This window comes from Acholeplasma laidlawii, from assembly GCF_015709225.1.
Taxonomy (GTDB): domain Bacteria; phylum Bacillota_I; class Bacilli_A; order Acholeplasmatales; family Acholeplasmataceae; genus Acholeplasma; species Acholeplasma laidlawii_A.
In genome coordinates this window covers 21017-44061 of sequence record NZ_JADNRS010000037.1, presented here as the reverse complement: position 1 = coordinate 44061, position 23045 = coordinate 21017, and the positions used below count along the sequence as shown (strand labels likewise).

Below are 23045 nucleotides of genomic sequence, written 5' to 3'. Positions count from 1 at the left end.
ATTACTTTACTCCTTCCATATACTTTTTATGTTCTTCGTATTGTTCTTTTAATTGAGGAGTCATTTCTGCATATGTATGTTCGAAGATTTCGATTAATTCAACATTTGCACCATAACTTTCAACTTTCTTGAATGTATCATTGATTTCTGCTAAAACTTCTTCTTCTAATTTCTTATCTTCTTCTTCAGACCAATAGCCTTTATTGATTAAGTATGTCTTAAATCTTGCAATTGGATCTTTCTTTGCCCATTCATTTTCTTCTTCTTTAGTTCTATAGATTGAAGGGTCATCAGAAGTTGTATGTGGCCCCATGCGGTATGTAAATGCTTCAATTAAAGTTGGACCTTCACCTTTTCTAGCACGATCCATTGCTTCTTTACTTGCAACATACATAGCTAACATATCGTTACCATCGACTTGGATGTAAGGAATACCGAATGCCACACCCTTTTGAGCAAGCGTTTCTGAGTTAGAAGCTTTTCTAACTGGTGTTGAAATTGCCCATTGGTTGTTTTGAATAACAGCAACAACTGGAGCTTTAAATGATGCAGCAAAGTTTAATCCTTCATAGAATTCACCATGCGCTGTACCACCATCGCCGATTGTGAATGCTGTTACTTCATTAGTCTTTCTAATTTTTGACGCCATTGCTAAACCAGCAGCAATATTTGATTGTGAACCAATAATAATATTTGTTGGTAAGATTTTCACGCCTTCAGGTTTGATTGAACCTCTTTCGTTACCATACCAGTATAAGAACACGTTTTCTAGTTTATCGCCACGATATAGTAAAGTGTTTAACTCTCTATACATTGGTGAGTTCCAGTCTTGTGGTTCCATTGCAGCAGCCATACCAATTTGTGCTGCTTCTTGACCCATGTTTGGTGCATAGGTTAACATACGACCTTGTCTTTGGTATTGTAATGCTTTAATATCAGCATTACGACCTAAAACTGCAGTCTTATACATTTTTAACAATGTCTCTTTCGGTAATTTTGGTTCCATCTTTTCGTTTACCACTTTACCGTTTTGATCTAGTATTTGAAATTGCTTATCTTTTGAAGCATCATATTTCTTTGCGATCATAACTTCCTCCTAATTAAAAAGTTTTTATCATACCTTGATTATATAATAAAAAAGCCTAATCACATTGAAAAAGGCTTTTAAAAAACTTACGCTGTTAACCGATTGTGTATTTCTTCCACACATTTTGGTATTTATACAACATTTGATGAACTTTTTTAATTCTCTTTAACGATGATTTTATTTAAAATCGTCTTAATGTTCAAGAATTCTCCGATTGCGCCCCACACAAATCCATTACGTAAATCATTACTTGCTAAACCAAACCCTTCTAAGTCGATTTGGTAGCCATATTTCCTAACAAATAAGTCCATATACACAATTAAAGTTCTTGTATTACCTTCTCTAAGTGGATGGACCACCCAAAGATCGACTATAAACTTACATAAATGGTCAATAAACTCTGATTTTGTTACAAATTTCCATGGATAGCCTTGGTATTTTAAATCTATTTGTTTAAGTTCTTTTTCAATTGTTCTAAAGTCTGCAAATTCAACTAAACCATCACCTAAGATAAATTCTGAGGTTGTCATATTTACAGTTCTAATTTGTCCAGCCCATGGAAAAACATTCTCAAATAGTAGTTTATGCAACTCTAAAAAATCAAACGCACTCTCCATTTTTGGTGGATTTTTAAGGATATTTAGCATTGCAAGGCCAAATTGGTTAGCTGTATAAGTCTTTAATAGTGCTTTATCCCTTATACCCATGACATTTACATGGGTATTAGTACCTTTATAAAAATATGGATCACTCATTGTATTTTCCTACTTAATGCAAAGACTGCAGTATCTAGATCTATAAGGTTCTTAGCATAAAGTTTTAAGATATTATTTGCATAATCACTAGGTATACCTCCACCAAAGGCATTATAAGCTACTGCTTTTTCTAGTTCTTTATATGCTTTCTCGTATTGAGGCAGTTTTACTTCAAAAGGAATACCTTCTTCTAGTACTACTTGTCGTAAAAATATATTGATAGCATCAGAAATTCTTAAATTAAAGTTTTTTAATATCTCTTCTGCCTTAGTTTTTGTATCTTCATCAATTCTTACATTGATATATTCATTCTTTTTCATATTATCACCTACCCTATTGTAACACATTTGTTTTACAAAATAAATTATAAAACATTCTAAAATGTTATTTTATTTCTCTTAATATTTAATTAGATATTTCATACACTATTTTTTATCTAGTTATAATAAAAACAAGCCCTCCCATAGATAGGGATGACTTGTTTTACTACAAATTATTTGATTGTTATTTTGTGTTTTCTAAATCATTTTTATTGTCATTCTTACTTTTCTTTTGAATATATACGTATGTTAATGACATCGATATAATTGCAAGTCCGGCAGCTATAAATATTCTAGGATTAATACCGTTTGCCACTAACCAATTTGGAATTCTAATACTGTCATTATAATATCTATTTGTTGTAACAGAAAAGAATGTTGAGTTGATAATGATTAATCCCCCTGCATCTTCCCCTTGATAATTATACGATGCAACAGAAACCGCAGTATATGGTGTTAATTCTTCTATATTATTACTTGTAAATATGATGTACATAGTGTCTTCATTGTATAAAGCTTGATGTATATTAATCTCAGTCAAATCACCCAGATACTTTTCTAATCTATAAACTGCAGTACTATAATCTCTTTCACTTTTGGTTGGTAAACATATTAATACAAACATTATCAAAGTAAATATGCCTACAACCCAATATATTTTTTTACGTTCACTTAATGCTTTCATATCCTATCTCCCCCTTTAATAGTAGATATTTATTTCATTGTATATTATATGCGCACTTAAGTGTAAGAAATTATTCATATAACATGTATGACATTTAATAATTATTTTTTATTTTTATGAAGTATTAAAATTAATTCTCTTAAAGATTTTGCAGCGACTGCATTGGATGCACCACTTGGGTCTAAATATGGTGATAACTCAACAATATCAGCACCTACAATATGGTTTAGTTTTTCAAATTGGTCAAAAGCCCATAATAAGTCTTTATATTGCATACCACCTGGTTCAGGGGTACCTGTACCAGGAAATACTGCTGGATCTAGTACATCTAAGTCGATTGTAATATATACAGGTTTATCTTTGATTTGATCAACAATCTTATCTAGACCTTCAAAATCAAACTTTTGTTGGTGGATGTGTTTCTTAGCCCACTCAAACTCATGCTTGTCACCACTTCTAATACCGAATTGGAATATTTTATGATTTCCTAAGAATTTATGAGCTTGTCTCATAAATGTTGCATGAGATAATTCTCTACCAAAGAATTCTTCGCGTAAATCAGTATGTGCATCTAAATGGATGACGTGTAGGTCATTATATTTTTCATGTAGTGCTTTTAATACTGGATAGGTAATTAAGTGTTCTCCACCAATTACCATTGGTTTTTTACCATCATTAATGACTGTCTTAGTTGCTTCATATACGATATCAAGTGCATCTTCAACTGCACCGATTGGTAAATCTAAATCTCCTGTATCTACAGTCTTAAAATCTTTTAAGTCTGCATCACGGTAAGGTGAGTACCATTCTACCCCAAATGAGTCTACACGTATTGCATTACCTGCAAAACGTGTACCTGGTCTAAAGGATGTTGTTGCATCCATAGGTACTGAATAAATAACTACATCTGCTTCATCATAGCTTGATGTGCATGATTGAAATGATAAATCTACTTTGCTTAATTTCATAAGTCTCCCTCATATTTAAACCACAAGTCTTTATCTACTACTTTAATATATCCATCTTCTGTGTCAGATAATATGGTAGATCCTTGTGTTGTATAAAATTCCAAATCATCTAATATTTCTTGATTAATAATTTCTCCTGGTATTACAAGTGGTATACCTGGAGGATACACCATAATATTTTCTGCAGCTACTTCATTTAAAGCATCTTCTATTTTTACATATTTTTTAGGTGCGTGGTATGCCTCACGTGGTCTAGTATAAGAATCTGGATATGTAAACCTAATCTTATGTGCAATCTTAACATCCTTTTTATATTCAGTTAATCCTTTTAACCCTACAACAAATCTATCAAAATCATTTTGGGTTGTACCAATGGATAAGACTGCTAAAATTAGATGGGTTTCAGCTAACTCCATTTGAATACCAAACTTATCACTTAATATGTTGTATGCTTCAAATCCTGTAATACCTAAGTCAGATACTTTAACCATAATTTTTGTTTCATCATAATTATGGCCTTTTTTATTCATGATATCTTGTTTAGTAATAGCTTTTAAACCAGGTATCTGATTAATTTCATCTCTGGTTTTTTGAGCCATTTGAATTAATTTATCTAATGCTTCTTTACCATGCACTGCGATATGGCTTCTAGATGCATCTATCGATGCCATAAATAGCGATGAAGGTGATGTTGATTGCAAGATATTTAAAGTAGATTGAACTCTACTTGGTTCTATACGGTTACCTTTAATAAGTAAGATAGAAGATTGTGTTAATGATCCTACTGTTTTATGTATACTTCCTGCTGACATATCAGCACCAGCAGCCATAGCACTGATTGGTAATTTATCATTAAAATTAAAGTGTGCACCATGCGCTTCATCGCATAACACTAACATGTCATGCGCATGTGCAATCTTTACAACTTCTTCTAAATTAGAAGTTACCCCAAAATAAGTCAGGTTAATCACAAATACTGCCTTAGCATCTGGATGTTCTGCAATCGTTTCTTTTAACTCTTCAATATCAATCCCATTAGCAATTCCTAATTCACTATCAATATAAGGTTTCATAAAAATAGGCATAGCACCTGATAGGATAAGTCCATTAATCGCAGATTTATGGACATTTCTAGGTATAATAATCTTTTCTTTGGCACGACAAGCTGTCATAATCATTGCCATAATACCTTGTGAGGTACCATTCATTAAAAAATAAGCATGGTCTGCTCCAAAAGCATCAGCAGCTAGCACTTGTGCTTCCTTAATAACGCCTTTAGGTTTCGATAGATTATCTAAACCTCTTGGAGCATTGGCATCTAACAAAAATAGATGTTCTCCAACATAGTCTCTAAAGTCGTTTTGAATTCTGCCTAGTTTATGACCAGGCACGTCTAATGCGACAGTATGTGACTGTCCATAACTTTTAATTTTGTCGTAAAAAGGTGTTTTGGTTTGGTCTAATTTTGCCACTGATGCACACTCCCTTATTGTATTATTATTTTGTTATTTTATAATACCATATTATTCAACTTTTTAAAGATTTAATAACCATATTTTTCGTAAATGTCGTATAATATAATCTACTGGGGGTTACGTTATGAAAAGAAGACAACTTATTATTTTTAGTATCGTCATTGCGTTTAGTGTTTTAGTATTAACACTATCTATTTTATCACTTGTTTTTGATGAATATTTAGCATCAACTATTGATGTTATTGGTATTCGTATTGCGGCTATTATTATTGCATTTGGTTCTTTTGGTTCCAGTACTTTATTTAGTTTATTAATCCTTCATCATAATACAACCGTCAGTCAAATTAATGATGACGTCAACCGTCGTGCGGAACTATTTAGAGAGTTACAATTTAACTCTAGTAACTATTCCATCATTGAATTTATGGACCGCATGTTAATTTATAATGAATCAGAAAGATATGTTGAAAGATATGTCCAAAGAAAAGATTATGTATTTCACATGATTGAACAAAATGCTGATATTGATCACGTTGCATCAAATATTAACGACTATAAATTCTTCTCCTTTAAAATACCATTTAAGGTTGTTGAAGGTAAACTTATATCTAAGATCACATTTAATCAAATTTACTTTGAAAGACAGGATACAAGATTTTTCTTTGTACCTCCAAAGGGGTATCCATATAGTAGAGCATTCTTGCTATATAATGAAACAACCAAACGAAACAACGTCATTATTAACTTGATTGTTAAAAAGGATAGTGCATTCTTTGTTCCTGAAGAAATTAATGTATTCTCTAAAATTAAGATGGATATGACAATCGTCAGTTTACTTGGTGTAGGCATTCACGGTTTAAGTGAACTTTACTTTACAAACCCAGTTAAAATTGAAGGCGATCTCACAAATACATATAAGATCAACTCTTCAAACTTCATATTAAAAGGTATGCCTTTCATATCTAAAGAAGAACAACAATCTTAAAGAAGGTGGATGCATCCATCTTCTTTTTTATTTTTATGATAGAGTATACTTATAATAAGAAGGTGTAAATTATGACTATAGATACTATTAGAAATGATATTATAAATCACTCTGATCAAACTGAATTTACATCAAAAGGGTGGAAACCCTTATTTGATGTAAGTAGTTCCACCAAAATACTGATCATTGGCCAAGCACCAGGGATAAAGACTCAAGAAAAAAACTTGCTTTGGATGGATCAAAGTGGTAAAAAGTTAAGAAGTTGGTTAGGTGTTGATGAAAAGACATTCTATGACAACAAGTTATTTGGTCAAATGCCCATGGATTTTTATTTTCCAGGTAAATCAAAGTCTGGTGATAAGCCTCCAAGGAAGGACTTCGCATCAATGTGGCATCCAAAACTACTTGGTTTAATGCCCAATGTAAAACTAATAATTCTTATTGGGCAATACAGTCAAAGTTATTATTTAGGTAAAGATTTCAATCAAAACCTGACCCAAACAGTTAAATCTTATAATCAATATTTACCAAAGTATTTTCCCCTACCACATCCATCACCTTTAAACTTATTTTGGTTAAATAAAAACCCTTGGTTTGAAATAGATGTTCTACCCGTTTTACGACACCTTATTCAAAAGATACTTCACACTTAAGCTACAACAAAAAACTCAAACCTTAGTTTGAGTTTTTTGTTGTTAGTTAAATTTGATGTTATCGATATTGACCGTACCATTAAGTACTTCAATTTTTATTTGTACATTTGATTTATCTATTAATATTTCATAATACATAAAGTCTTCTGTTAGGCCGGATACAGTATCTAGTAATTCAAAAGTAGATGTTTCATCATTCATATAATAGACATTGATGACACTTTCAAATGTAAAGTACCCATTTGATCCAAATAATCTTGCATCAAAGGATAAAGTATCTACATGGATAAATGCTTCCACATTATACATATAAGCACTTTCAGTACTCATATAGTGTGTACTAAGCCCTCTGAATCTTGCAACGACATTACCATGTACTTCACTATCCATATATGCTAGTTCTTTATCACCATGCATATTTAGTGTATGTACTTCTTTCATCATAAAATCAATACCACCGATGTTTCTTACTTGTTCTGTGTAATCAAAATCATTTGATGCAGATTCAAAATCAATCAAAACAGGTTCTGTTTCTGAAATATCTCCTGATTTATTGGTTATCCATAAAATATTATCAAGTGTTAAACGGTGTCCACTACTTACCTCAATAGAAAGACTGTAAGTCCCTGTGATGTTTAGGTTATCTATACTAAAAGTTGTACCTTTATTTGCTTCATCATCATCTTTAAATTTAAAGGATTCTATGAGTTCACCATTAATAAACACTTTAATAACTACATTGATTGCTTTATCTTTACCATTAACTTGTGGGTATGTAGATTTAGGTGAAAATGGTAGTCTTGCATCAAAAGATATACTTTGTATCCCGTCATGGATTTGTGCTGCATAAATGCGCCCCATACCTGCATCAGTATAGATATTACCAAAACCTCCAATAGTTATGGCATTACCACCTTTAGTCATTCCTAAGTCAATACGTGCATTCACCAGTTCCCAAAGTACATAGGTTTCTCCAATATAATCATAATCCATATATTCACTAGAGTTTTGTCCACTGTCTTTAATTGCTTGAAGTGATTCAAAGTTTTCTCTAAGTGTGTCATTAGAATCAAGTATGATTCTTTCCCATACTGCTTTAAGATGCACATCATGTGCAGGCATGGTATCTGGAAGTTCTTTATCCCAACCTATAAATATATAACCTGGTTTTGTAGGTTCTAATGGTGCATAGATGTTTTCTTCATATGCTAGAACTATAGGGTCAATCTTGCTACCACCACCTGTATCAAATGTTACTGTATAAGATGCTTTAGTCCAGATTGCTTTGACGTTAAGTCCGTTTAACGGCATCATATCTGGTAATGTAATATCCCAACCACCAAAAATATAACCTTCTTTAGTTGGCACTTCTATTTCAGGTAACCCTTCTAAATAAGGAAGTGTTAGTGGATCTATACTACTACCGCCTTCGGTATCAAATGTAATCGAATAGCTATTTGGTTCCCAAGTTGCTTTTAAAGTGACATTATATGCCGGCATGATGGTTGGCATACTTAGTTCCCATCCAATAAAGATGTAGCCATCTTTAGTTGGAGGTGCTAAATCAAGTTCTATCTTATCGCCTGCTTTAAATATTTTATTATCAATACTTGATCCCCCATTCGAATCAAACATTAATGTGTAACTTAATGGAGTATCTATGTGATCACTAGGATTCGTATTCGTATCACATGCCATTAAAAAAAGCACCATGGTTAGTAAAAAGACACCAAAAATGCTTGTTTTAAATTTTTTGTTCATAATGTTATTGCCCCTCGCTTATGTTTTATGTATGAGTTATTATAACATTAATGATATAAATTTTTAAATTAATCTTTGTACTTTAGAAGATGACCCATTTTCTTTTGTTTAGTTCTTAGATACTCTTCGTTTTTTTCATTATGGTTTAAAATAATCGGTTCTCTTGAAGTAATCTCCAAGCCATAACCAGATAACCCAGATATTTTAAGTGGGTTATTCGTCATTAATCTTATTTTACCCACACCTAAATCTTTAAGAATTTGAGCACCAATACCGTAATCTCTTAGGTCTTCTTCAAAACCTAATGCGATGTTAGCTTCTACAGTATCCATACCTAAATCTTGTAAGTGATATGCTTTAATCTTATTGATTAAACCAATACCACGCCCTTCTTGTCTCATATAAAGTAGTACACCTTTGCCTGCTTTTTCAATATTATCTAAGGCAGCTTGAAGTTGTTCACCACAATCACATTTTAGTGAACCAAAAGCATCACCTGTTAAACATTCAGAGTGTACACGTACTAATACTTCTTCACCAGGTTTAATATCACCTTTAACTAAGGCAACATGGTGTTCACCATTAATGGCATTTTCAAAGCCAACCATTCTAAACTCACCATGTTTTGTAGGAAGTTTAGCCTCGGCTGCTTTTTTAATTAAACTTTCTGTCATTTGACGGTATCTAATAATGGATTCTACAGAAACGATTGGTAGTGCGTGTTTTGTAGCAAACTCTATAATCTCATCCATCTTCATTGGTTGTTTATCATTATTTAATAATAGTGATAACACACCAACTGGTTTAAGATTAGCTAGTTCAGACAAGTCTACGATAGCTTCAGGATGCGCAACTCTTTTTAATGTACCACCTAATCTTGTAATCAAAGGGAATACAACACCATTATTAAAGTATTCAACTTTTTTCTTATTTAATACAGATTGGGTGGTTGCAAGAATATTGGATGGATCGTCTTTAAGCGTGTCAGTTAATGAAATAGTAGTATCTTTAAAAGCATGCATAGACCCAACTACTTCATATACTGGATCAATGTTTAAACCTTCATAATATTGTTTACTTGCAGCAACATATATATATTTATCACCATACTCTTTTAAAAAACTGATATTATTTAAGTTTAATTTTTCTGCATTAAAAATTAAACTCCCCGTATTTTGTAAATCATGATCATCTACAACAATGACAGGTTTACTCATCTTGATTGCTTCAATGATGGATTGTACAGTGTTAAATTCCATGTTAAATTCATCTCCCTTTATTAGAAGTCACTTTCTTATAGGATCTTCTCTTTTTTTGTTTTGTAACTTATTTTACAATGTAAGTTTCTATTTCATATAAAATATACTTCTATACCTAGAAGTTTAACATAAAGTGTATTTTATTGTAGGAAATATTACATAAATTTGAGTAAAGCATAGTTAAAAAGTTTTACCAAAACCACCGAACTTAAGAGTTAGTTATAACTTTCTGCATACTTTTTGAAATTATCTAAAATTGCTTGCCACCCTTTTTTGTTGATGCTCATCGGTGATCTAGTAGAAATCATAAAAGATCTTAAAAAAGAAGACATTGGTATACTTATAGTTACTCATGACCTTAATTTCGCTAAACAAGTGTCTGATAGATTGCTTTTTATGCGAGATTCAAGTATCATTTTTAATAGGGACATGGTGGATGTAAAAGACATTCACACGGTCTTTGACCTATAATCTATTTAAAAAGGAGTCTTGTATATCTAAATTAAAAAGTGATGTAAATGATCTATTATTTGAAAGTATTTTAAAACTAGAAACATTAGAGGATGCTTATAATTTTTTTAGGGATCTATTAACCATGAAAGAAATCGAAGCTATGTCACAAAGAATATTAGCTACAAAACGCCTTATAGAAGGAAAAACTTACGAACAAATCACAGAGGAAACTAAAATTAGTTCTACCACTCTAAGTAGAGTTTCTACTTGTGTCAGATATGGCACGGGTGGTTATAAAAAGTTTTAAGTAAAACCTCTAAGTAAAGTTAAAATATTAGTCGCTTATCATAATTATGTTACAATAGGTTTTACATAAAACTAAACATTAAGGAGACCCGTAATATTTCATATATTATTGGAGTACATTTTATGCCAACAATTGAAAATAGACTAAAAGCTTATATCGAAACATTACCTGAAAGTAAATTAAAAGCGGCTATGGCCTATGCATTACTCGGTGATGGTAAACGCATAAGACCTATGTTAGGGATGACCTTACTTGAAAGTAAAGGTGTTGATCCAACACCTTACATAGAAGTATTTTTAGCTGTTGAAATGATTCACACTTATTCGCTTATTCATGACGATCTTCCTGCAATGGATGATGATACACTAAGACGTGGAAAACCAACTGTACATATTGCTTTTGACGAAGCTATAGCCATCCTAGCTGGTGATGCACTTCTAACAGATAGTTTTAGACTTGTTACTCAAAACAAATATCTAAGCGCTCTACAAAAAGTTGAAATCATCGATATTATTTCTTCTAAAGCTGGAAGTACCGGTATGGTCTTTGGTCAAATCAAGGATATTGAATCCGAAGATAAAATGATTACAATAGAAGATTTAAATTTAATGTATGAACTAAAAACAGCTAACCTCATTCAAGCAAGCCTCATGATAGCTGGCGTTATTCTTTCAGATCATGATATAAAAAGTTATGAAGATTTAGGTTACTATATTGGACTTATTTTCCAAATTCAAGATGACATATTAGAATATACATTATCACCTGAGGAATTTGGTAAATCTAAATCAGATGACATTAGAAATAAACCTACCTATGTGTCACTGCTTGGTTTAGATAAAGCCAATCAAGTACTAAATACATATGTTGATACATTAAATACATTAATCGAGTCTCTCTATATTAAAGATACTGTTATACATACACAAATTAAACTATTATTAAATAGAAGAAAATAATAAAAAGAACTATCAAAATTATTTTGATAGTTCTTTTACTTTTGTTTACTCTGATACATCATTTGATCTACTCTGTTGATTAGTTGATCTATAGTTTCCCCAGGTTTATACTGAGATACACCCATACTAAGGACTACATATCCAATGGTACGTGCTTTAAGTTAATACTTAATTGATGTTCTTTTTGTTGGAGTGCTTTTTCTAAAGTGAGCACATAATCTATGAGTTTTTCTTTTGAATACTTACTTAGTTTTTTATCCATAGAAATTCTTTCTATAAAAAGTTAAATACTTTAAAGACATATACAGTTTATATATTCTAATTATATACCTCTTCCAATAGGCATAATCACTTAATGACTTATAGAAGTTACTTAAAAATCTTTCTAATAAGTTTTTCCTTAGCTTTTGTATAAGGCGGATATACAATTGGTAGATCAAGCCATGTAGCTTTTTTCACATATCCTTTCGTGTGGGAAAATAGTTTAAAGGAATAAAATCCATGGTAAGCTCCAATACCACTCATGCCAATACCACCAAATGGTAAGTAAGGATTACTCACATGCATAATTGTATCATTGATTGCACCACCACCAAAGGATAAGTTTTCAAATACATATGTTTGATTCTTTTTATTGTTTGAAAATAAATAAAGTGCTAGTGGTTTATCTTTTGTTTTAAGTAATGATACTAAATCTTTTAAGTTGGAATATTTCAGTACCGGTAGTATGGGACCAAAAATCTCTTCTTGCATCACTTTATCTTCCCATGTAACGCCTTTTAATATTGTAGGACTTATCAGTTTGGTTGGAGCATCAGTCACTACTTCTTGAGTGACTTTTGTCTCATCAATTAAAGCGGTTAGACGATTAAAGTGTCTATCATTGATGATACGCCCAAAACTATCCATATCACTGTATCTAGTGTTAATGACTTGATTTAAAGTGGTTATAAATTCATCATGAATAGTATCATGTACATAAATATAGTCTGGTGCAATACATGTTTGACCAGCATTTAAGAATTTACCAAATAAAATCCTTTCAGCTGCTATTTTTAAGTTTGCTGTTTCATCGACTATGGTTGGGCTTTTACCACCTAATTCTAACGTCACAGGTGTTAAATGTTTACTTGCTTTTTCATAGACAATTTGACCTACACGACTACTTCCTGTAAAGAAGATATGATCAAATTTTAAATCTAACAATTTACTTGTCACAGTATAGTCACCTTCTAGGACGTATAGATAGTCTTTATCAAAGTGACCATTGATTAATTCAATTAACATTTTTTCTGTATGTGCTGCAAATTCAGAGGGTTTAATGATTATTGTATTACCTGCAGCAATCGCGCCAATAAGCGGTTCTACAATTAACTGAAATGGATAGTTATATGGACCAATAATCAAAACAGTACCCAGTGCATCATAGGTGAGATAAGATGAGGTTGTTGTTAAGTAAAATGGGGTTTTAACCTTTTTAGGTTTCATCCATTTCTTCAAACTTTTAATGGTGGATGTTAGTGATTTTAAAACATAGCCTACTTCAGTTGAATAGGCTTCAAATCTAGACTTATGTAAATCTTTATAAAGTGCTTCTAAAATTTCTTCTTGATGTTCTATAATAAGTCTTTTTAACTTTTTTAACTGTGATACGCGAAATTCATAGGATAGTGTATTACCACTTAAAAATAATGTTTTATGTGCCTTAAATATATTCTCCATAATATTTACCTCTTATGTTTAGTATATCAAAAAATTATTTAATTCCTTTTATTATCACTATTACATATATAAGCCCATCTATTTTTATTAGATGGGCTTATCAGTTCATTATGCACGTATATAAGGTGGTGTCGATGGTTTTGTTGGTTTATCCTTAGGTATTTCTATCACAGACATAAATTGCTTAAAGAAGAAACCAGCAATCGCATCGATGTTTTCTGCAATGCGTATAATGATAACACCTGTACCGATTGTAATCGCTAATTCACCACTAGCTATTTGTTCCACACGCTTATTACCATCAGCATAGCTTTGTACAATGATAAGTCCTATCGTTTCTTCTGCATATTTAATGATTACATCAAAATGACTTATAAAATCCACTATATTTATAAATAAAACATCACTAATCAGATGTTTATAAAATAAAAACCCCATCTATTTTGAATAGATGGGGTTAAAACATATTAATTATTATTTACACGATAGCTAGTGCACGTAAAACGATATAAGTTACATAAGCTGTATAGATTAATACTAAGATAAATCCTTCTTTTTTAGATACCATATCTTTTGTGATTGCAAATACCACTGCAATGATTGTAACACCTAACATAATGAATGTATCGATTACAACATCACCATTGATACCAAGTGGTGTAAATAAACCAGATAAACCTAAAATGAATAAGATATTAAATATATTAGATCCCACAAGGTTACCAAATGCAATTTCATTTTCACCTTTTTTAGCGGCAACTACTGATGTTACCATCTCAGGTAGTGAAGTACCTACAGCAACAACCGATAAACCAACTAGTGTGATTGCTTTTGTTGTAGACATACCAAATAGTCCAACTAATACGGTTGTTGCTAAATTACTTGCGCCCTCTGTCACCATATAACCGCCTAAGGTAACACCTGCTAGACCAACAATAAGTAGCAAAACAGACTTTTTCATATTAAGTATTTTAAACTCAGTATCTTCATTTTCACTCTTACCAGATTTGATCATGATATAGATGTAAACAATAAAGGCTATAAGTAATATAAGTGCTTCATACCAAACAATTCTTGTATCACTTTGGAAAAACAGTGCTAACACCAAAATTAATGTAGTGGAAAATAATAAATAAGGAAACTCTTTTCTATACATGGTATTAGATACTTTAACTGGTCTTACCAATGCTGTTAACCCTAAAATAAGTGTGATATTAACAATACTTGACCCTATGACATTACCCATTGCAATATCTGCTGTTGCACCTGGTGCAACAGTGAGTGATGCAATAAAACTTACTGCAAGTTCCGGTAGAGATGTACCAAAAGCAACCAATGTTAAACCGATCACTAAAGGTGATACTCTAAACTTTCTTGCAATGGATGAAGATGATGCAACAAAGAAATCTGCACCTTTAACTAAAAATATGAATCCTATGATAAGTAAACCAATGTTTATGACGTAATCCATGAGATGTTCCCTTCATAAAAAGACCTTGACAGACTTTTTTATCTTCTTTTTTTGTAGAAGTTCTAACCCATAGTTATCTAAATAAAATGGATAAACTCTAAGTTTTTTAAAAGATACTTTTACATTCGAGAAGCATTTTAACATGCCTCATTTATGAAATCAAGCGTAATGGTTTAAACAAGTATATAAAATATACTTTAATGTATTGTATGTAAAATTTCTTCTATTTGATTTGACGCCTCTAAATTAGGCACAAGAGATAATTTAAAACAGATTCTGAAATTACGTTTTCTATATAACAAAATATTTTCACTAAATCTCAACTTATTTTGATTCCTTATCATACCACATAAAATCAATTACATAAGTTCCAGTTACGAGGACTTTTTGAATATCTTATAAACCATTTATATTCATGATATCCCCCTTTTATTGATTAATTTCATTGTATCATGAGTTCTTATATATAAGGATATCATCTTGAAATTTTATAGCCTTTTATATTTTTATGGGGACACTCCATAAATAGATAAATGTAAAGATGGCTAACCTGATGATGAGTATGATGGATATACTTATCATCGACCATATCAGTCTTTTTAATGGATTTTTGTTTCAAGGTACCATCACTTTATTTTAAACGCACGTGTTATCCAAATTATATCATGATATCAACCTTGATTTCATCATGATTTATAGAGAAGAAAAAGCATATCCCAAAATATATCATTGAGATACGCTTTTATTGAAAACTACATACTGCTTGAACTTATGAAAGTGATGTAATCTTCCCACTAACATATTGTAAAATTTTTAATACTTCCCAAGTTTCAAGCGTGCCATTACCATCTAAATCTGCTCTTAAGAATTGTTCTTGTGTAAGATTTAAGCGATCGTTTATGGCCTGTAATACCATCAGGGAATCTAATGTTGTAATCACACCATCACCGTTAACATCACCTTTACTGCTTGGTGCGACTGTTTGTTGGACAGTAATAACAAATGGTTCTTGCTCTGATCCTTTATAGGTGTAGTTTATACCATCTGATGCTCTGATATAATACTCAAGTCCATCTAGAGTAATATAAGTTGATGCAATCACTGCTGAATATCGGTTATTGTTTTTGGTCATCGTGACTTGATACCATGACTCTTCTCCAACCATTCTATAGAAGACTTTCGCATCTTGAACTTGTACGTTATCTACAATGGTTGCTGTAATCACCAAATTGCTCTGTGTAAATGCAGTATATATTGGTGTATGATAAATATTTGGTTCCATTGTATCTAGTGACATGATTTGAATCTTACCAGATGGCTCTGATTCTGTTAAATCTGTTTTAACAACTGTGAAGTTGTAATAATATAGAACACCAGGCTCAACGGTTTCATCGAAGAAAGTCTTGGTTGAATAAGGAATGACTGATGAATTGAGTCTTTGGTAGAACCCGTGCTCAGAAGTGCTTCGATACACATTGTATCCTGCAAGGGTATCAAAATCATCTTGTTCCCAATTCAGTTCTATACCTGTTATCGTTGCAACACCTTGCATAATCATTGCTTGCGCTTCTGTGGTATCGATTTGGAATGTGAACCTACCGAAATCCGGTTGTAATGTTAAGAATGGATTATCTGCAGCAGCACCTTGTTTAATGGTGAAAAATTGATTGCCGTTTTCAATAATTGTATTGAGTGTATAAACACCCATCCACACTCTTGGAGTTACATATGAACCTGTGATTTGATAATCAGCAAACGGTAGATAAGACCCAAATGTTAGATTTAAATCTTGTGTGATATCCATATCTCTATTAAATGTTACAACAAACGTTACTGTTTCATTACCTACTGTAGTGACTTTATTGCCTAGGGCATTGAATAAGGAAATATCAACAACAAATGGGAATGTGTTTTCTGGAGCTATGGATAAGATTTCACCTTCAATAACATCAATTAATGATTGGAAATCATCAAAATCAATGATGTGCTTATCGATAATCATTTGGTTTTGTGTTCCCCAGTAATTGCCGCCGATACCTGTAGATCGGTGATAATTGCCTGAAGATTCTGCTTGGAATCTAAACCACTGCTCTACATTGGTATTATTGAAATTATTTAATATAGCATTCCCATAGAAATTCGTATTGTGTCCTTTATCAACTAGTTCTTGCCAGTATGGAAGCACGTTGCTATAATCCCAGAAGAATCTTGTTTGTTTGGTAACAGTTGAGAAGTTTGTTTCGATTGCTTCATTAATAACACCCAACTCATCTTTAAGTGCACCTGCTGGTATCAAAATACGATACTCGTTACCAAATAGCAAAGGTGTCACTGATTTGATTTCTAGTTGCTTATGATCGGTGATGGTGATGTTTGCAGGTATGATTTGGTTTTCATGATTTAACAGTTGAATGTCTGTAAAGAAGTCACCTGCTTCAATATGGTTAAAGAAGTAAATGATGGTTTGAGTAGGATGAATATTGGATTGACCATTGTTGATGCTTGTGCGAATCAATTCAATCGGTGCATATGTTTTAAAAGTTGAAGTGATGACATCATTTGTGTTGCCCAACTCATCAATCAAAGCATTTGCAGGAACGTTTAATTGATATACTTTATTCATATCAAGTGAATTGCTTGGTGTGATGGTAAGTACGTTATCGATCAGAGTAACAACAACTTCAATTGATTCATTAGCATCATTAAGTAACGCTATTTGATTAAATGTTTCGTGTGGTAATGCAACATTAAAAGTTAATACTATCGGCTCATCAACCATAATGCGTTCACTACCATCTATGTGCGTGATACCTTCTAACAACAACGTTTTAAGGACATTGAATGAAATGATAACTTCTTCGTTTATGCCACCAATATTGTCTTTAAGTGCACCAGATGGAAGTCTTAGTTCATAACTACCAAATGCCAATGTGCCAAGTATTGATAACTTGTTATGATTTAAGGTAATAGAAACATCAAGAACTCTTTCATTGTTTTGATCAAATATACCAATATCATCAAATGAGATACCTTCTGCTGCATATGTGTATAAAAGATCTATTTGAATGTCTTGCTTAACAAAGTCATGATTGTTTTGAATCGATTGTGAAATGAGTGAAATAGCCGTTTGTTCACCTTGATATATAAAGGTGTAATTGAGCGCTTCATTTCCAGTCATAAACTTAGTTAGTAGTGAATTGGCCGGAATCGTTAATGTGTAGGTTTCTCCAATTGTCCAACTGGAAAATGGTGTTATTGTAAGTTTATCTAAATGGATATGTCTGGTTATAGCCAGTGTATTGTTTTGGCTATCTTTAAGTGACATATAAACGTAATTATCGCCTATAATCATTGCTTCGTTAAAATCTAAGATAATTGAGTTTGCATATAGTTTCTCATCGGTGATGTTAATGGATTCTAATGAGAACCCGCCCTCATTACCTTCTAGATCAAAGAAGATACGTACAGGTGTTGCAGAGGGCTGGTTGTTAAAGTTTGCAAGTTGTAAGTTGCTATTTGATCCAGAACCATAGAATTTGCCATCTTCTGTTTGATAATAGGTATTTTGATAAAATACGAAAATTTCCTTAACATTTGCAATTTTGACTGTTTTTTGGAAACTTGACACATAACTACCTTCACCCATAGCATTGGGGAAATATCCAAGTCCATATTTACCAAAGTAATCATAACCCTTGTTCCAAACATATCCGTCTTCTATATAAAGGTTGTTATCGTAACCATCCAAGTATGCTTTATTGGTTGTGTTCATAGTTGCGACATTCGACGTATATGACTCGTTATAACTATATGTAGTGCTAGTACTTCTTGCAACAACATATTCATTGTTATATAGTGAATCGATAGTTTCAATGTTCTGATTGATTTGAGTTGGAACCATGTAGCCTGGACTACCACCCGTTGCATATAAATCTCCAGTATTTTGTAAAAACATGGTATAACCGCTTCCAGTTATAACTTGTTTTACATCATCAATCATCACTTGAACCGGTGAGTTTCTGCTGGTTTTGGTACCGTCTCCAAGTTGTCCTTGTTCATTATTGCCCCAAGCCCAAACTGAACCATCACTTCTTAATGCATGAGTAGAACCATAATTTTGATTTCCACTAATTTGGACAATGTTTTGAAGTGTTTGTGTTTGATAATTATTCCTAAGATTAATTGGCGAAGTACCTGAGTTATTAAAGAAACTCCATATATAAAACTCAAGCACTGTTCCATCGTTTGTTAGAGCAAACAAATAACTACTATTCATGGTTGCAAAATCAATTATGAATTCATCAGTTGTTAGAGGTAGTATTTTAGGAGATAAAATATCTTTCCCCCAATAATAGATATTGCCATCAGAATATAAAGCAAGCATTTGATTATTGCGTTCAACCATTTTTAGTACATAACCAGATGTTTGGTCTCCTTTGATCGAGACAATCACTTCTGCTTTAAGGTTTGTATTTTCAACCGTAGCTACCAATGTAGCAACACCTTCTTTAAGTTTAACAAGTACGCCGCTTTCATCAACATAAGCAACTTCTGGATTAGAACTCTCCCATGTTAAATTACGATTAGTTGCATCTAGTGGCAATACCAACGGATAAAAGTCCTCATCTGTTTGAGTAAGTGTTGTCATATAAATGCTTTCTTCAAATTTAACTGATGTAACTGGACTCACAACATGAATAACTACTTCATCAAAAATGGCTCCATCTTGATTAGATGCTGTAATGACTACTTCACCAACTGTTTTCGCATTTAAGTTACCACGATGATCAACAGATACAACTTCTGGATTAGATGAACTGTAATTGATGATGCGTTCTGTCGTGTTTGATGGTAGCAATTGAATGTTTATCTTAGATGTTGTGTTGATATTCATTTGTGTATTTGAAATGGATGCATCGATTGATTCTAAGGCAACCTTTTCTAAAACATTGATAATTAGTTGATTGCTAACTTGATAGTCATTTGAATATATATAAACAACTGCTTGACCATATGAAACCGGCTCTACAAGACCGTTTTCATCCACAGTAACTACACCTTCATCAGAACTTACATATATTAAATCATCTGGATTTGCGGTTGTAGGGACAAGCACTGAATTAATCAGATAACTACTTTCCATATCTATATCAATAGAGGTATTATCAAGCAATATTTGTTGAGTGTAGATATCTCCCTCAATTTCTACAACAAAACCATAACCTATTTGACTCATCGGCGTAAAATTGTCGAAATTATATCTATAACCATAATAGGGGCTCTTACTCAAATGATCGATAGGCATGAATGAGCCAATATCACTACCATCTAACCACTGGTATTTGTTATTTTCAAAATCTCTTTTTATACCAATGAATATATCCCGTGTATCTGTATATATTTGATTTTTTAGTAGATTATATTCTTCTTCTGTTTCAATTTGAAGCAATTTACCGCCTAATGACTCTGCAAGTCTTACAGCTGTTTGCTGATATATCGGCGTGTCAAATTTAAGTGCAAGATATGTTTTTCCGGTTATCGGATTGTAAAATTGACTAGTAATGGATTCAAGTCGCCCGAATCGACTCAAATGTGCATTGGAATTGGTTTGAGGTCCATATATTGAGGTGTTATTGCCTAAAAAGACATTACCAATATATTCCCCTTGGAAATTGATACCAGAATTAACGAATATATTATTAATAAATGTCCCCGTTAATACTGGTTTATACGAACCACCTATAGCATAAAATATATTATTTTCAGCATATCTTATATTGATGGAAGTGGTACCCCAAGTTGATGTTTGAACTTGACCAGATTCCAGATATCTATAAGCTAAATTGCTAATATAGTTTTGATTGAATTTAGAATGTTCGGCATATGAAATTGTCAAATGTCCATTGGTAACATGCGTATGTGTTAATGATACATATCCTTTTGATCCTGTTTCGTATATTTCTACACGATAGCTATCTCTTAATGCACTTGGGAATAACTTAACAGGTTCTTCTTGTGTACCTAACGTAATGAACTTGCCTTCTACACGCAAATAGACAATTGCAGATTCTGCATATGCATCTTGTGGATCATTAGACCAAAACTGTATGTTTGTCCCTGGTTCTACTGTCACGGTTGCATTCTCTTGAATCACCATACTATTTGGAATGATATAATACTTATCTTTGGTAAGCGTCATATCTTCACTGATGATATTTGGTAGTATAAAACCATTACGCACTTTGATTTCAATAACACCATTAAATGTGTAAATGGTTTCATCCAACGTATCTAGTCCATTTAAATATGTACCTGACACATTGACTTTAATGATGTAATCATTGGGTGTGTTTTCAGCAACTTTTATTCTAAATGGTGTTTCTACACCAGTGACAATCGATCCATCTTTGGATAAAGTATCTTTAGTTGAATATGTGCCAATTTGACCAAAATCAATATCCTTGGTTATAAACTCAACGAACTCTGACTCAACACCACCGATGGTGAGTGTATCCATAGAAACAATGGTCTCTTTACTCATACCCCATCTATTTCTTAAAACAAGACCGATATCAATGGTTTCACCGGCATCAATGATACCGTCACCATTGTTTTCTTCAGCAATACCTTGAGCATCAAAAATATAGTAATTGTATAAATTAATCTCTGGTTTGGGTAATTTGGTTAACGCTTTATAGGCATCAATAATGGGTGGTATATTGTGCAGCCCACCACCTACTGTATGTCTTTGTGGATTATTACAAATCGCATATGTTTCTGATGTTGAGGTGAGTTGTCCCATAATGAACTTATTTGAATACATATCACGATCATCATAAACAGATCTTAAAAGTGCGGCAATTGCTGATACAACTGGCGCGGCCATCGATGTACCACTCCAAGTTGCATATTGATCATTAGGAAGCGTTGATAGCATTTGTTCACCTGGTGCATACACTTCATATTCAACAGCATTAAATGCTCTTGCATCCCAGTTACTAAATGAGGATTCTACACCTGTTGAACCCACACTCATTACACCAATGACATAAGATAATGCTGCAGGATAATTAGGTGCAGGCAAATAGAAATCAGTTAATTCATTTGGCAAGCCGTTGTTACCAGCGGATGCGACAAGTACCGCTCTAGAGTATGCAGTCATTAACGCATCTTGAACAGCAATGGATACAGCCCCACCACCAAATGACATGTTAATAACATCAGCACCATTATCATAAGCATATAAAATAGCTTTGGCAATACTGTCTTGTGTGAAATACCCACTTGACATACCCGCTTTAATAGCCATGATTTGAACATTGTGTGCAATACCTACAATGCCTTCTTTGTTATTTGAAGCAGCAATAATACCCGCAACGTGTGTACCATGACCATGGTCATCCATTGGATTTCCAGAATGGAATTGCTCATTACTGACAACATTAACACCATGGATGTCATCCACATAACCATTGCCATCATCATCAATACCATTGCCTGGTATTTCTTTGGTGTTTGTCCACATGTTAGCGCGTAAATCAATATGATTGTAATCAACACCTGTATCTATCACAGCAACCACAACACTAGGTAGTCCACCTGGATCAATATTTGAGTGTTCTAACCATTTCCATGCATCTTGAATACCGGATGCATTTAAATACCATTGTTGATTGGATTGAGGGTTCTCAGAGACATCAACATTAGGTATGATAGTTGGATCGAAATCTTCTGTTTGATACACATAATTATAATCAGCCACAAGCACTTCATTCAATGCTCTTAAACTGCTCATAACGTTTTTAATGGTGTAATCACGTTTGATGTGTGCAACATACCATACATCATCGGCACCTTGCATCATTTGCTCAAGTGATTCGATACCTGCATTTTTTAAGTTTCTCGTCAGTGTCCCATCAAATGCAACATCAAACTTAACAAGTACTGTTTGATCGTCATAGTTTGCTAGACCACTATCAAAATAATCTTTATATGCAATATCAAAAGGAACTCTTAAATTCCCTTCTGCATCAAAGTGTTGATCACTTGGTAAATTGTAATCAATTTTATTGATTGATGGTTCATGTTCAATTGCCTTTTCACCTGTTGTACATGCAATAAAGATAACACTCATGATGAGTGTCCAGGTTATAAGTAAATATTTTTTCATTGCGTAGCGTTTCAT

18 protein-coding genes are annotated in these 23045 nt (G+C 32.7%); 4 read left to right on the top strand and 14 right to left on the bottom strand.

Annotated features, from left to right (window positions below; all coding sequences use genetic code 11):
• Position 1: 1 nt before the first annotated feature.
• The 6 genes from pdhA to IY230_RS06695 form a co-directional block, all read right to left on the bottom strand.
• On the bottom strand, positions 2 to 1087 hold the full coding sequence (gene pdhA, locus IY230_RS03820) for a pyruvate dehydrogenase (acetyl-transferring) E1 component subunit alpha (protein ID WP_196370000.1): 1086 nt from the start codon (positions 1085 to 1087) through the stop codon (positions 2 to 4).
• A gap of 155 nt (positions 1088 to 1242) precedes the next feature.
• Positions 1243 to 1842, bottom strand: coding sequence for a Fic/DOC family protein (locus IY230_RS03815; RefSeq protein WP_196369999.1), 600 nt, complete (start codon positions 1840 to 1842; stop codon positions 1243 to 1245).
• The gene (locus IY230_RS03810; RefSeq protein WP_196369998.1) at positions 1839 to 2162 is read right to left on the bottom strand and encodes a type II toxin-antitoxin system RelB/DinJ family antitoxin; all 324 of its coding nucleotides are present in this window, start codon (positions 2160 to 2162) and stop codon (positions 1839 to 1841) included. Before IY230_RS03810 ends, IY230_RS03815 begins: the two co-directional genes overlap by 4 nt.
• A 184-nt stretch (positions 2163 to 2346) precedes the next feature.
• A complete protein-coding gene (locus tag IY230_RS03805) occupies positions 2347 to 2847 on the bottom strand; it encodes a hypothetical protein (protein WP_196369997.1) in 501 nt (166 codons plus the stop codon).
• A 101-nt stretch (positions 2848 to 2948) separates the two neighbouring features.
• Positions 2949 to 3815 carry an agmatinase gene (gene speB, locus IY230_RS03800; RefSeq protein ID WP_196369996.1) on the bottom strand — a complete coding sequence of 289 codons (867 nt, stop codon included), beginning with the start codon at positions 3813 to 3815 and terminating at the stop codon, positions 2949 to 2951.
• On the bottom strand, positions 3812 to 5287 hold the full coding sequence (locus tag IY230_RS06695; protein ID WP_196369995.1) for an aminotransferase class I/II-fold pyridoxal phosphate-dependent enzyme: 1476 nt from the start codon (positions 5285 to 5287) through the stop codon (positions 3812 to 3814). The genes speB and IY230_RS06695 overlap by 4 nt, the downstream gene beginning before the upstream one ends.
• A gap of 127 nt (positions 5288 to 5414) precedes the next feature.
• On the opposite strand from IY230_RS06695, the gene IY230_RS03790 reads away from it, so the two are divergent.
• A complete protein-coding gene (locus IY230_RS03790; RefSeq protein WP_196369994.1) occupies positions 5415 to 6275 on the top strand; it encodes a hypothetical protein in 861 nt (286 codons plus the stop codon).
• A 71-nt stretch (positions 6276 to 6346) separates the two neighbouring features.
• Positions 6347 to 6928, top strand: a complete 582-nt coding sequence (locus IY230_RS03785; protein WP_196369993.1) for a uracil-DNA glycosylase family protein — start codon at positions 6347 to 6349, stop codon at positions 6926 to 6928.
• Positions 6929 to 6970: 42 nt separating this feature from the next.
• Here IY230_RS03785 and IY230_RS03780 read toward each other — a convergent pair whose 3' ends face one another.
• Both IY230_RS03780 and ribA read right to left on the bottom strand, forming a co-directional pair.
• Positions 6971 to 8689: an InlB B-repeat-containing protein gene (locus tag IY230_RS03780; protein WP_196369992.1), complete on the bottom strand. Its 1719-nt coding sequence runs from the start codon at positions 8687 to 8689 to the stop codon at positions 6971 to 6973.
• A gap of 68 nt (positions 8690 to 8757) precedes the next feature.
• The gene (gene ribA / locus IY230_RS03775; protein ID WP_196369991.1) at positions 8758 to 9948 is read right to left on the bottom strand and encodes a GTP cyclohydrolase II; all 1191 of its coding nucleotides are present in this window, start codon (positions 9946 to 9948) and stop codon (positions 8758 to 8760) included.
• A 460-nt stretch (positions 9949 to 10408) separates the two neighbouring features.
• On the opposite strand from ribA, the gene IY230_RS03770 reads away from it, so the two are divergent.
• Together IY230_RS03770 and IY230_RS03765 are read left to right on the top strand one after the other, a co-directional pair.
• On the top strand, positions 10409 to 10708 hold the full coding sequence (locus IY230_RS03770; protein WP_230852591.1) for a YerC/YecD family TrpR-related protein: 300 nt from the start codon (positions 10409 to 10411) through the stop codon (positions 10706 to 10708).
• 122 nt (positions 10709 to 10830) lie between these two features.
• On the top strand, positions 10831 to 11667 hold the full coding sequence (locus IY230_RS03765) for a polyprenyl synthetase family protein (RefSeq protein WP_196369990.1): 837 nt from the start codon (positions 10831 to 10833) through the stop codon (positions 11665 to 11667).
• A 35-nt stretch (positions 11668 to 11702) separates the two neighbouring features.
• Here IY230_RS03765 and IY230_RS06775 read toward each other — a convergent pair whose 3' ends face one another.
• The 6 genes from IY230_RS06775 to IY230_RS03740 all read right to left on the bottom strand — a co-directional run bounded on the left by IY230_RS06775 (position 11703) and on the right by IY230_RS03740 (position 23045).
• On the bottom strand, positions 11703 to 11792 hold the full coding sequence (locus IY230_RS06775; protein ID WP_196369989.1) for a hypothetical protein: 90 nt from the start codon (positions 11790 to 11792) through the stop codon (positions 11703 to 11705).
• A gap of 8 nt (positions 11793 to 11800) precedes the next feature.
• Positions 11801 to 11929 carry a hypothetical protein gene (locus IY230_RS06690; RefSeq protein WP_269059430.1) on the bottom strand — a complete coding sequence of 43 codons (129 nt, stop codon included), beginning with the start codon at positions 11927 to 11929 and terminating at the stop codon, positions 11801 to 11803.
• A 107-nt stretch (positions 11930 to 12036) separates the two neighbouring features.
• Positions 12037 to 13389 carry an aldehyde dehydrogenase gene (locus IY230_RS03755; protein WP_196369988.1) on the bottom strand — a complete coding sequence of 451 codons (1353 nt, stop codon included), beginning with the start codon at positions 13387 to 13389 and terminating at the stop codon, positions 12037 to 12039.
• A gap of 108 nt (positions 13390 to 13497) precedes the next feature.
• The gene (locus tag IY230_RS03750; RefSeq protein ID WP_196369987.1) at positions 13498 to 13827 is read right to left on the bottom strand and encodes a hypothetical protein; all 330 of its coding nucleotides are present in this window, start codon (positions 13825 to 13827) and stop codon (positions 13498 to 13500) included.
• Positions 13828 to 13867: 40 nt separating this feature from the next.
• A complete protein-coding gene (locus tag IY230_RS03745; protein ID WP_196369986.1) occupies positions 13868 to 14860 on the bottom strand; it encodes a calcium/sodium antiporter in 993 nt (330 codons plus the stop codon).
• Positions 14861 to 15629: 769 nt separating this feature from the next.
• Positions 15630 to 23045 carry a S8 family serine peptidase gene (locus IY230_RS03740; protein ID WP_196369985.1) on the bottom strand — a complete coding sequence of 2472 codons (7416 nt, stop codon included), beginning with the start codon at positions 23043 to 23045 and terminating at the stop codon, positions 15630 to 15632.